Origin of the sequence: Staphylococcus massiliensis, assembly GCF_043186315.1 — a bacterium.
In the GTDB taxonomy this organism is placed as follows: Bacteria; Bacillota; Bacilli; order Staphylococcales; family Staphylococcaceae; genus Staphylococcus; species Staphylococcus massiliensis.
The window spans coordinates 221,724-234,090 of the sequence record NZ_CP171119.1 but is presented as its reverse complement, the minus strand read 5'-3'; the positions used below and the strand labels follow the sequence as shown (position 1 = coordinate 234,090).

Below are 12,367 nucleotides of genomic sequence, written 5' to 3'. Positions count from 1 at the left end.
TAGAAAAATTTTATGATGTTTGGAGGAAATATATCATGTCAGAAAAGATAGAACTTGTTGAACGTGAAACGCTTAAAGATAAACCTAATGAAGAGGATCTTACGTTCGGTGAAACGTTTACAGATTACATGTTAAGTTATGATTATGATAAAGAAAAAGGATGGCATGATTTAAAAATTGTTCCTTTCGGTTCAATTGAAATGTCTCCAGCCGCGCAAGGTCTACACTATGGCCAAGCGGTATTCGAAGGTCTAAAAGCTTATAAATCAGAAGATGATGTTGTATTATTCAGACCAGACCAAAACTTTAAACGTATGAATCATTCATTAGAAAAGTTAGAAATGCCTCAAATCGACGAGGAAAAGCTATTAGAAGGCTTAAAACAACTTGTTGATGTAGAGCGTGACTGGGTGCCAACAGGACAAGGACGTTCATTATACATTCGTCCATTCGTATTCGCGACTGAACCTGTTTTAGGTGTTCGTACTTCAGAGCAATACAAATTATTAATCATTCTTTCACCATCAGGTTCTTATTATGGTGGCGAAAGCTTAAAACCTACTAAGATCTACGTAGAAGATGAACATGTTCGTGCAGTACGTGGCGGTGTAGGTAACGCGAAAGTTGCTGGTAACTACGCAGCAAGCTTAAAAGCTCAAATAATTGCGAACGATAACGGCTATGACCAAGTATTATGGTTAGATGGTGTAGAACGTAAGTATATCGAAGAAGTAGGTAGTATGAACATCTTCTTCGTTATTGATGGCAAGCTTGTAACACCTGAATTAAACGGTAGTATCCTTCCAGGTATTACGCGTAAGACAGTTATCGCATTAGCGCAATCACTAGGTTATGACGTAGAAGAGCGCCATATTGCAGTAAATGAACTATTTGATTTATATGACGAAGGTCATGTTCAAGAAGTATTCGGTACAGGTACTGCAGCAGTTATTTCACCAGTTGGTAAACTTAAATACGAAGACCGTGAAATGATCGTTAACGACTTTGAAACAGGCGACATTACAAAAGAACTTTATGAGAAATATACAGGTATCCAAAACGGTTCACTTGAAGACCCTGAAGGTTGGAGAGTTGTAGTTCCACAATATCGCTAAATCTAATTATTCCAAGTACCCAATGTCTAGTTAACAGTAGGCATTGGGTATTTTTATATATGAATTAAAAATGAGTAAAATAATAAATAGTAGTATAATTTGCAAGCTAATTAGAGTAATCGATTTAAACATGATTATGGGATAGTATAGATTCCTAAACATTTAATTACTTGATAACATCTAGAGTGACCAACGGTAATCATAGTAATCAAATATCAGCTTTTCTACGATAAACGTCTTTAGTGGTGTTATACTCATATCAAACTCACATACAAACCTAAGAAGGAGGGTTACTTATGGACCAGGTTAAGACTCGAAAACAAGGTAATTCTATTACGGTTACAATAGATCAGAAATTTAATGTGCCCGAAGGAAAGGAATACTATATTACTCAAGAAGAGGATGGTACCATCTCGCTCATACCTAAAATAGAAGATTTTTTTAGACACGTTCAGCATGGTCAATATATGGATGACGAAGACGCTCTAGCACAAAACTTTACGACGAAAGGCAATGAAATAAGTGAGTACCATTAAACAAGGGACGATAGTTTTTATAGATTTTGAACCATCCAAGGGGTGTGAAATTAGAAAAAGAAGACCTGCAATAGTAATCAGTCGTCACGAATAATACTTAAACTATAAGAATATAAAACCTTAAATATAAGCCGTGTGATTTTCTCCCCCAATGTCTAGTTAACAGTAGGCATTGGGTATTTTTATGTGCGATTTGTTATAATTTTAACCAAAGGAGCGGATAGCACATGTGGTTACTTTTTGATAAAGACGGCACGCTCATTGAATACGATGAGACGTGGGTTGAAATCGGTATTGAAATGATAGATGACTTTATCGAGACATATCATATTCATGATAAGGATCGCGTATACCGCGACATTGGCGTTAAAGATCACCAGTTTGTGCCAGGGGGTATCATGGCTCAAGGCACGATGGACGATATTATTCAGTGCTTCAATCATCATGCACAACAAGACGTATCCGAGTGGACCAAGAAGACGAGTCAGCGTCTGATTTCATCTCGTAATCCCGAGACGACTTTAATTCCAGGTGTCGTCGAAACCCTCACCTCTTTAAAAGCCCAAGGACATCGATTAGGCATTATTACAAGTGATAATCAAGTAGGCACTAAGAAGTTTCTAAACGATTTTGACTTAACCGATATGTTCGACTATCTTATTACAACTGATGAGAAGAGCTTCGAGAAGCCAGACCCACGTGTCTTAGAGGCCTTTTTCAAAGAAACAAATTGCACCCAAGATGACATCATCATTATTGGCGACGCACCAACTGATATTGAAACTGGGCAACGTGTAGGCGCTCAAACAATCGGCGTTCTAACAGGCATTGGCGACCGTGATACCTTACACAACGCGACGCATATTATAGATGACATCACTGCTTTACCGGAATTGCTAAGGAATTAAAATTAAAAAGTGATATATGAGTGTACCGATGTAATTACCAATCACATATCCAAGAGTGCCAACAATTAGAATAGGTCCAACTAAACTATTCCAATTTTTACTTATAGCTAATGCTGCAGCTGTAGTGGGTCCACCTGCTGTAGCATTACTTGCAAGTACTATCTCTTCAATACTAAATTTAAATAGCTTACCTAAAGTTAAGGTTGTTGTAATATTACTTATAAGAATGATTATTACAAACACAAATAATAGAGGTGTATGATTAATTATAATAATTAATGAAGCTGGTGCTCCTATAACTACAAAGAAAATATAAATTAAGAATGTACCGATTTCATTAGCACCTGAAAGTTTGTCGAATAAGTCGTTAAATACTGCAACTATAACTAGCGTGAATGTTGTAATTAATAGGTAAGGATCTGTTATGAATACTTCTAAAAATTTAAGGTAAGGCACCTCTGGAAAAATATTTTTAAGAATTTCGGATAATTTGAAACTTGTGGCTGCTATTATAAAAGCAATCCCTATAGCAAAGGCTATATCGGTAAGTTTTATTGTTTTAGGCTTCCAATAATCTTCGTTTTTTGAATGATTATTTTCTAAGTCATTGCTTCTAAAATATTTTTTAATAAAAGGTAAGTTTGGTAAAGCAAGTAATATCATAAAATAGAAGGCCATAACAGTATTATCTGCTACTATAGTAGATGAAATAAGGTCGCTTGGAGCTTGGAATTTACCACTCAAAGCAGCAAAATTCACGCCTCCTCCAATGTAACTACCCGTCATCATTGCACCTATTTTAGATAAATGTGGTATAAATGGATTCAATAGAACATATGCCAAAGTTACACCTATTACTGTTCCTAATGCGCTAATCAAAAATATAATAAGTAACCTTCTACTTTGTTTCCAAATTTTTATAATGTTAGCTTGAAATAATAAAAGTGGTATAGCAAGAGGTACTATATATTTCCAAACTGTATCATAAACTGGTGATTCAGTAGGTATGATCTTCAGGTTAGATAATAACATTGCGCTAAGTAAACCTAATATAGCTCCTGATATTAAATTAGCCCATTTATATTTATGTTCTAAAATAATACTTATAGAAGCACAACTAATTATAATTGCCCATAAAGTCCAATAATCATTATCTGCAATTAATGTGCTACCTAAATGTATCATAATACCATCCCCCTTTATAATAAATTAAGTATACCAAAATATTCATTTGTCTGAAAATACTGAAAATTAAACTCTCTAAATTAATATTACAAATATAAAAAGCCTACATTGTCACAACGACAATACAGGCATTTTAAAAGTTGAGTTTATACAATATTCACTGTCACAGTTCACCAAACTAGCATTTCATCGCTTATCGACATTGCGATAGGTCTCAATGACGCGCGCAATTTTCTCAATAATTGGGTCGATACTATCAATCGATTCATTAAGGTCATAATCATTAATATCAACGCGTACAACAGGACACGCATTAAAGCTGTCAATCCAATCTTGATAGCGCTTATATAATCGCTTCCAATAATCTATGTCCGTGTCAAGCTCCATTTGACGCCCTCGAGCTTGAATACGTTCCATAATACCATCGAAGTCACTTTCAAGGTAAATCAATACGTCAGGCTTCGGAAAGTAAGGCGTCAGAACCATCGCGTTAAAGAGCGACTGATACGTTTCGAAATCCTCATTCGTCATCGTACCTTGCTCCTGATGCATACGCGCAAAGATGTCGACATCCTCATAAATCGAACGATCCTGCACGAAACCGCCACCATATTCAAACATTTTCTTCTGCGTTTTAAAGCGTTCTGCCAGGAAGAAGATTTGAAGGTGAAAGCTCCATCTCTCAAAGTCATCATAGAATTTATCTAAGTACGGATTATGATCCACATTTTCAAAGGAAGTCCGAAACGCTAACTTCTCAGCTAACGCACGCGTTAAGGTTGACTTACCAACGCCAACAGTCCCCGCAATCGTAATGACCGCGTCGTTTGGTATTGTAGTTTGATGCATGTTTAAATTCCTCCATTTTCTTGAAAAAGTCCTTATGAACATTAACTCCATTTTTAAGTTAATTTGATACATATATGATTGTATGTTTCTCATATTTGTCGATTACTCATGTGTATCATTATGGATTCATTTGTCAATTACTCATGTGTATCATTTTTCAAATTATTATTCATGCGCATGTTTTTACTATTTTCGAATGAACTTTTCACATGAGTGATATACGTAATGTTAAAATAGAACATAAAGAGTTTAACACATTTGAGGTGTGCGACATATGAGAAGTCATGAATTTTATATGAATATTGCATTAGAAGAAGCTAAAAAGGCAGCTTTAATAGGCGAAGTACCGATTGGGGCAATCGTTGTTCATAAAGGTGAGGTTATCGCGAGAGGGCATAATATGCGTGAATCTGATCAGTTACCTACTGCTCATGCTGAACACATCGCGATTACTGAAGCGTCTAAATATATTGGTTCTTGGCGTTTAGAAGATTGTACGTTATATGTGACGTTAGAACCTTGTGTAATGTGTGCAGGTGCAATTGTAATGAGCCGTGTACCGCATGTGGTGTACGGTGCTAAAGACCCTAAAGGAGGTTGTTGCGGTAGTCTCATGAACCTCTTAGAGGAGTCTCGATTTAACCATCGTGCTACGGTTGAAACAGGGGTTTTAGAAGCGGCATGTAGCGATATTCTAAAGGGCTTTTTCAGAGAATTGAGAGCTAAAAAACGCAAACAAAAAAGCATACAGGAACACTAAAGTTTGTTAAACTAGGTCTATATGAGAATAATTCTTAATCGTAATATTTAGATTTGGTTCTTAAAGCATAGAAGAAAAGAGGTATTTGCGTCACATGATTAAACTCATTGCTACAGATATGGACGGGACTTTATTAAACGCTGCACACGAAATTACAGAGGATAATATCAATGCGATCAAATTCGCTCAGGATAATGGTATTCCAGTTGTTATTGCAACAGGACGTGCATTCTATGAAGCGAATGGACCTGTTCAAGATACAGCGTTAAAGGTACCTTACATTTGTTTAAATGGTGCCGAAGTTAGGGATGAGTCGTTCGATATTCTGCACACTTCTAGTTTGAATCACGAATTACTACAGAAGATTCGTAACGTGCTCAATGCTGAGAACATTTATTATCAGGTATATACGAACTTTGGTATTTATACTGAGGATCCTGAACGTGACCTTGAAATATATATGGATATCGCTCGAAAGGCCGGGCAAAAAGGTGACGAAGCTAAAATTCGCGCCGGTATTCAACAACGTATCGACAATGGTACGTTAAAGGTCGTTGATAATTATGACCAAATCGAATCTGTGCCAGGCGAAATTATCATGAAGCTATTGGCATACGATGCTGATTTAGATAAAATTGACCGTGCGAATCGATTACTGAGCGAAAGTACGAATCTCGCAGTATCATCTTCATCACGTGGCAATTTAGAAATTACGCATTCTGACGCTCAGAAAGGGATTGCGTTAGGTGAAATCGCGGACCAACTCGGTATTGATATGAAACACGTGATGGCTATAGGTGATAACCGCAATGATTTATCAATGTTAAATCGTGTTGGATATCCTGTAGCAATGAATAATGCAGTAGAAGAAGTTAAAGATGCTGCGACATTAGTAACGTTAACTAATGAAGAAAGTGGTGTCGCACATGCCATTTTCAAACTATTAAAAGAAGAAAACGGATTAGATTTTAGAGGTGAATAAATTAATGAAAGGTTTAATGATTATAGGGAGTGCGCAACAGAACTCTCACACAAGAGCGTTAGGCCAATATTTAATTGGGCAATTTAATACACACGATTGCTGTGATTTAGAAATTTTTGATCTTGCTGAAAAGCCAATTCATACACTAGACTTTACTGGCGTTAATGAAGTGCCTGAAGCATATCAACAACATGCAAAAGAACTTCAAGAAAAAGCGCGTGAAGCGGATTTCTTTATCCTTGGTACGCCGAACTACCATGGTACATTCTCAGGTAACTTGAAAAATGCTTTAGACCATTTAACGATGGACGACTTCAAAATGAAGCCAGTAGGTCTTGTATGTAACAGCGGCGGTATTGTAAGTTCAGAGCCATTATCTCACTTACGCGTAGTCGTAAGAACATTACTCGGCATTGCCGTACCAACTCAAATCGCTACACACGACCATGATTACGGTAAAACAGAAGACGGTAAGCGCTATTTAAAAGACGAAGAATTCCAACTTCGCGCGCGATTATTCGTAGACCAAATCGTATCATTCGTCAACAATGCCCCGTATGATCATTTAAAATAATTTCAATAAGGAAGACGTAAGCTTGAGTGCTTCCGTCTTTTTCATTTGAGCGAGGCTGCGGGTAAGGGCACCGGCCTTCGGTTTGAAGGGTATATGGTTTTGAGGTAAGGGCGCCGTTAGCTCTAAGGATTATGTACGTAGTAGGGAGAAGCGCCGTTATGCGAAAGAAATTTGAAACAATCGCATAAGGGCGCCGTTACGCGAAAGAAATTTGAAACAATCGCATAAGGGAGCCGTTACGCGAAAGAAAAATAAAACAATCGCATAAGGGCCCCGTTATGCGAAAGAAAATAAAAACAATCGCATAACGGCCTTTGCACCCTATAGAGATCTAAAATAATTTGTTCACGGACGACTCAACAATCAGGAATTTTCGGTGACGAAAATTTTCCTTGTTACAAAGACTGAATCAAACAATGTAACATGGCACCGAAACTATACATACTGACGCTTTAATTTTTACCCTTAACCTAAAGGCGACTGCTAATCCAACTCTTTTCAACTTACCTCAACACACCTGCTCCTTATCAAACAAAAAAAGCCAGTTCATTCTATTAAAGAATGTACCGGCACCTCTATACTTCAAACAAGACCTATCCGCTAAATTAATCGCCTGTCACATACGCTTTTGCATGAGCATTTACAGCTTTCAAGTCAATACCTTGGGCTTTTGCTGCGAAGACACAACCACAGTAACACTGCCTATAAATCTGATAATCGTTACACATTTCAATTGACCTTTGGTAGCCATTATTTTTCTTAAAGTCGCTCGGAAGATACGATGCCTTAAAGTCCTTTTCCACAGAGAGACCCAACTGATTAATAAGTTCGGCGTTCTTCTTTGGCGACAACGTCAACGCGCTTCCGAAATAATCGTAACCTAAGCGATCACTAGCTTCCGCCACGATTTCCAAGCGCATTTCAAAGCAAGCCGTACAACGTAAACCGCCCTCAGGCTCGTCCATCACACCTTTATCCTTCGCCATCTTCATGAACGACTTAGGGTCGTACGGCGCCTCGTAATACTTCACATCCGTGCCAGTTCGCGCATTAAATGCCTCAATAAACGCCTTCTGAACCTTCGCACGACGCAGATACTCATATTTCGGATGAATATTCGAGTTCGCAAAGTAAATCCCGACGTCCGCATGCGCACACAAATATTCGAGCGTAAACGTACTGCACGGCGCACAACAACTATGCAGCAGGATGGAGGGACGCTGGTCATGCCGCGCCCACGACGCAATCATCTTCTTCAAGACCCTATCGTAATTAATCTTCTGATGCTTCATCTTCGGTAATATATCATTCGCTGTAATCAGTGTCATCGTCTTCTCCCATAAATTTAAATATTTTTTAATATTATATGGTTGTTGTCAATATTTCTACTCCCTTGTGAAAAGCCCTTCACCGATAACTTCATTTATATGTGAAAAGCCCTTATCCAACAACATCACTAATTCAGAAGACCTAAAGTCGGCAGCTACACACAATTTCCGAAGCTCACACGCCTCTTAGCACTATCTCTGTAAAAATCTCTTTGCTAAATCCACGTCTACTTTACCCGTACCAAATCTCCGAACTAAATCATTCCTATCAAGCCATCGTACTCAATCTCCGAACTAAATCATTCCTACCAAGTCATCGTACTCAATCTCCGCTTTAAACCTCTATACTCAATCCTTAACTTCTAAGTTAACAACACGATGGAAGATATCATCGAGTTCAGAAGGGGTTTTGTCAACTTGATATTCATCAACCCATTGTGTCATACCACTTAACAAACCACCGTAGATATAAAAAATCGCATCTTCGGGCACTTTAGGGTCTACAGATATACGGCTCACATTATCCTTAATATCCTTTTTAAATAAATCAATGAAGTGGTTTACAAGTGTTGACCTGAATGCCGCATCGTACATTTGACGGCGTTCGACGTTTTTTGTATTCTCATCCATTAATTTCATAAAAGAGGTAAATGGCGCATTTATACGTGTTTTCAAATCAACCTTAAAATAATCTTCGGTCTTTTCCTTAAATAAATAAAGGAGTAAATCGTATTTATCGTAAAAGTGCTTATAAAACGTTGTCCGATGAACGAGTGCTTCTCTACAAATTTGATTCACAGAAACTGTAGAAAATTCATGTTTCGTCAATAGCTTAAACAAGGCTTCAGACAAAGCTTTCTTAGTTTTAATCACGCGTAAATCTTTGTTGTTCATTCTACACTTCTCCTTTTTTGTAGTTTATCTATACACATATTCGAAAATATACCTATGATATTGTGTTTAAACGCTTTAAAATATGTATAGAGATAATATACAGTGTATGGTTAAACTATAACGTTGAATATAAAAGGGGGCAAATTATGGCTAAGATGTTGTATCGCTTAGGGACATTTCTAGCTAAACATAAGTGGATGACGATTTTAGCGTGGGTTATCATACTCGCTGCAATCATTATTCCATTATCGATAAATAAACCACAGTTTCAAAATGATATTAAGATGACTGGACTTCAGTCGCTTGATACGAATGACAAGATTGAAAAGGCTTTTGATCAAGACAGCGAAAAGGCCAACATAAGACTTGTATTTAAAGATAAGAACGAGAAGGGCATAACAAAGCCTGAAGTTACGAAAGATATTAAAGAACTCTTGAAAGACATTAAAGACAATGACAAACACGTTGAATCTGTTGTGGACCCTTACGAGAAAAAGCAAATCAACGAGAAACAAACAACTGCATTTGCGGATGTAAATTATGACGTTTCAATGACGTCTATTGATAAAAAATCTATTGAAAAAGTAAGAGACGCAGCTGAGAAAGTGGAAAGTGATGATTTACAAATCGAAATGACTGGTAACGCGATGAACTCGCAATCAGAAATGGGCGGTGCCTCAGAAGCTATTGGTATCGGTGTCGCATTCGTGATCTTACTTATCACATTCGCATCACTTATTGCGGCAGGTTTACCTATCATCAGTGCACTTGTCGGTTTAGGTAGTGGTGTCGGCATCATCGCATTACTAACGTATGCATTCGATATTCCGAACGTGACACTATCTCTAGCAGTCATGATTGGTTTAGCACTCGGTATTGATTACGCTTTATTCATTCTATTCCGCTTTAAGAAGGTCAAAGCAACTGAGAAAGATCCAATTAAAGCGACAGGTATCGCACTCGGTACAGCAGGTAGTGCCGTGATCTTCGCAGGTATTACTGTACTAATCGCCGTTTGTGGTCTAGGACTTGTAGGCATCGACTTCTTAAGTATGATGGGTTACATGTCAGCGATTACAGTGTTACTCGCTATTTTAAGTGCGATTACATTAATTCCGGCACTTATTAGCGTCTTCCACAAACACATTAAAGTTAAAGAGAAAGATAAGCATACTGATAATAAAGATAATTTCTGGTCAAAAGTCATTTTAAAACAACCTATTATCGCAGTGTTACTTGGTGTCATCTTACTTGGTGCACTCGCAATTCCTTATTCACACATGCGCTTAGGTATTCCAGACAATGGTATGAAACCGAAAGATTCAACTGAAAAGAAAGCTTACGATATCATTGCAGATGACTTTGGCGAAGGGTTTAACGGCCCAATCGTGATGCTAGCTGACATCTCAGATAAAAAAGATAATCCGCAAGCATTACAAAAAGATTTAGGCGATATTGTAAAACACATTAACGACATGGATAACGTGAAGATGGCGCCTAAACCGCAAATTAGTAAAGATCAAAATCATGCATTAATTACCGTTATTCCTGAAAAGGGACCTAACGCAAAATCTACTGAAAACTTAGTTCACGACTTAAGAGATTATCAAGATGATACGAAAGACAAATACGATATCGATACAGAACTTTCTGGTCAAAGTGTGATTAACATCGATATGTCAGATAAACTTAATCAAGCTATTCCATTATTCGCAGGCGTTATCGTATTACTCGCATTCATCATCTTAATGGTAGTCTTCCGTTCAATCCTTATTCCGTTAAAAGCTGTGCTAGGTTTCGTACTTTCATTACTAGCAACGCTTGGATTTACGACTCTTATCATTCAAGACGGTGTCTTCGCGAACCTCATTGGTATTGATACGACAGGTCCAATACTTGCATTCTTACCGGTAATCACAATTGGGTTATTATTCGGTTTAGCGATGGACTACGAAGTCTTCTTAATGTCTCGTATCCATGAAGCTTATACGTCAACTCAAGATAACGACCGTTCAATCCGTACTGGTATTAAAGAAAGTGGTCCCGTTGTAGTAGCTGCAGCATTAATCATGTTCAGTGTCTTCATCGGCTTCGTATTCCAAAACGATGTCATGATTAAATCAATGGGTATCGCGCTTGCATTTGGTGTCTTATTCGATGCATTCGTAGTCAGAATGACAATCATTCCTGCACTAACAAAACTCTTCGGACGTGCATCATGGTATATGCCTAAATGGTTAAAACGTATTCTACCGCACGTCGATATCGAAGGGCATGCACTTACAAAATCGTTAAAAGACAAGAAATAATATAAGATATAACTTTCGTTAACCTTGCGTAAGGGTTTGGTTGGATTGCTTCAAGTAATCGCCAAGCTCAAGCGCAAGGTTATTTTTATGTATAGGGGTTCGGACTATGTGAAGGGTATTTAAGCCGAGTTAAGAGGGCGAACTTCTAAAATAATAAGGTTAGTTCATGGCATAAATCCTAAACGTGTTTAAGGGGGTCACGACTTCTTTAGGAGTAGGGCGCCCATGCTACATTGTTTGAGAGAGTCTTTGTAACAAGGCGCCCATGCTACATTGTTTGTGTCAGTCTTTGTAACATGGCGCCCATGTTACATTGTTTGAGAGGGTCTTTGTAATAAGAGGTCCATGCTACATTGTTTGTGTCAGTCTTTGTAATAAGGCGCCCATGCTACATTGTTTGAGTAAGTCTCTGTAACAAGGCGTCCATGTTACATTGTTTGAGTCAGTCTTTGTAATAAGGCGCCCATGTTACATTGTTTGAGTAAGTCTCTGTAACAAGGCGCCCATATTACATTGTTTAAGTAAGTCTCTGTAGCAAGGCGCCCATGTTACATTGTTGACGTCAGTCTTTGTAATAAGGAAAATTTTCGTCAACGAAAATTTCTGATTATTGATCCGTTTGTCATACATCTAGCTTTAGATCACTATAGGGTACTTCAGCCGTTATGCGATTGTTTGAAAAATCTTTCGCGTAACAGCTTCCTTATGCGATTGTTTCAAATTTCTATCGCGTAACGGTGTCCTTATGCGATTGTTTAAAATTTCTATCGCATAACGCCCCCCTAAAACAATCGCCTCAAAAATCGATCATCTGACACCTCTCCTTAATAACTCCATTCCGCTCTAATCCTAAAATATCCCAAATTAAAAAAGCCTTCTAAAGTGTTGCACCACTCTAGAAGGCTTTCCTTATATAAAATTTAACGT

The 12,367-nt window shown here is 37.8% G+C and carries 12 protein-coding genes; 8 read left to right on the top strand and 4 right to left on the bottom strand.

Going from position 1 to position 12,367, the window contains the following annotated elements:
- Positions 1–35: 35 nt before the first annotated feature.
- The 4 genes from ACF3N8_RS01090 to ACF3N8_RS01075 all read left to right on the top strand — a co-directional run bounded on the left by ACF3N8_RS01090 (position 36) and on the right by ACF3N8_RS01075 (position 2,559).
- Complete coding sequence (locus ACF3N8_RS01090; protein WP_392450084.1) at positions 36–1,115, top strand: branched-chain amino acid aminotransferase; 1,080 nt, start codon at positions 36–38, stop codon at positions 1,113–1,115.
- Between the two features lie 296 nt (positions 1,116–1,411).
- Positions 1,412–1,651 carry a type II toxin-antitoxin system PemI/MazE family antitoxin gene (gene mazE / locus ACF3N8_RS01085; RefSeq protein WP_238093914.1) on the top strand — a complete coding sequence of 80 codons (240 nt, stop codon included), beginning with the start codon at positions 1,412–1,414 and terminating at the stop codon, positions 1,649–1,651.
- The gene (locus ACF3N8_RS01080) at positions 1,638–1,745 is read left to right on the top strand and encodes a type II toxin-antitoxin system PemK/MazF family toxin (protein ID WP_238101918.1); all 108 of its coding nucleotides are present in this window, start codon (positions 1,638–1,640) and stop codon (positions 1,743–1,745) included. Before mazE ends, ACF3N8_RS01080 begins: the two co-directional genes overlap by 14 nt.
- A gap of 133 nt (positions 1,746–1,878) precedes the next feature.
- A complete protein-coding gene (locus ACF3N8_RS01075) occupies positions 1,879–2,559 on the top strand; it encodes an HAD family hydrolase (RefSeq protein WP_009383859.1) in 681 nt (226 codons plus the stop codon).
- On the opposite strand, the gene ACF3N8_RS01070 is transcribed toward ACF3N8_RS01075, so the two are convergent.
- On the bottom strand, positions 2,548–3,744 hold the full coding sequence (locus tag ACF3N8_RS01070) for a DUF819 domain-containing protein (protein ID WP_238101919.1): 1,197 nt from the start codon (positions 3,742–3,744) through the stop codon (positions 2,548–2,550). The two genes, ACF3N8_RS01075 and ACF3N8_RS01070, sit on opposite strands and share 12 nt — an antisense overlap.
- Positions 3,745–3,930: 186 nt before the next feature.
- Positions 3,931–4,593 carry a deoxynucleoside kinase gene (locus ACF3N8_RS01065; protein WP_238101920.1) on the bottom strand — a complete coding sequence of 221 codons (663 nt, stop codon included), beginning with the start codon at positions 4,591–4,593 and terminating at the stop codon, positions 3,931–3,933.
- A 274-nt stretch (positions 4,594–4,867) separates the two neighbouring features.
- On the opposite strand from ACF3N8_RS01065, the gene tadA reads away from it, so the two are divergent.
- The 3 genes from tadA to ACF3N8_RS01050 all read left to right on the top strand — a co-directional run bounded on the left by tadA (position 4,868) and on the right by ACF3N8_RS01050 (position 6,909).
- Positions 4,868–5,353 (top strand): tRNA adenosine(34) deaminase TadA, encoded by a 486-nt coding sequence (tadA, locus tag ACF3N8_RS01060; RefSeq protein WP_238093910.1) that lies wholly within the window; start codon positions 4,868–4,870, stop codon positions 5,351–5,353.
- A 94-nt stretch (positions 5,354–5,447) separates the two neighbouring features.
- Positions 5,448–6,335 (top strand): Cof-type HAD-IIB family hydrolase, encoded by an 888-nt coding sequence (locus ACF3N8_RS01055; RefSeq protein WP_009383863.1) that lies wholly within the window; start codon positions 5,448–5,450, stop codon positions 6,333–6,335.
- Positions 6,336–6,339: 4 nt separating this feature from the next.
- Complete coding sequence (locus ACF3N8_RS01050) at positions 6,340–6,909, top strand: NADPH-dependent FMN reductase (RefSeq protein ID WP_009383864.1); 570 nt, start codon at positions 6,340–6,342, stop codon at positions 6,907–6,909.
- Positions 6,910–7,514: 605 nt separating this feature from the next.
- Here the strand turns inward: ACF3N8_RS01050 and ACF3N8_RS01045 are convergent.
- Together ACF3N8_RS01045 and ACF3N8_RS01040 are read right to left on the bottom strand one after the other, a co-directional pair.
- Positions 7,515–8,231 (bottom strand): epoxyqueuosine reductase QueH, encoded by a 717-nt coding sequence (locus ACF3N8_RS01045; protein WP_238101935.1) that lies wholly within the window; start codon positions 8,229–8,231, stop codon positions 7,515–7,517.
- A gap of 354 nt (positions 8,232–8,585) precedes the next feature.
- A complete protein-coding gene (locus ACF3N8_RS01040; RefSeq protein ID WP_009383866.1) occupies positions 8,586–9,131 on the bottom strand; it encodes a TetR/AcrR family transcriptional regulator in 546 nt (181 codons plus the stop codon).
- 146 nt (positions 9,132–9,277) lie between these two features.
- Between ACF3N8_RS01040 and ACF3N8_RS01035 the strand changes: the two genes are divergently transcribed.
- The gene (locus tag ACF3N8_RS01035) at positions 9,278–11,440 is read left to right on the top strand and encodes an MMPL family transporter (protein WP_238101921.1); all 2,163 of its coding nucleotides are present in this window, start codon (positions 9,278–9,280) and stop codon (positions 11,438–11,440) included.
- Positions 11,441–12,367 lie beyond the last annotated feature (927 nt).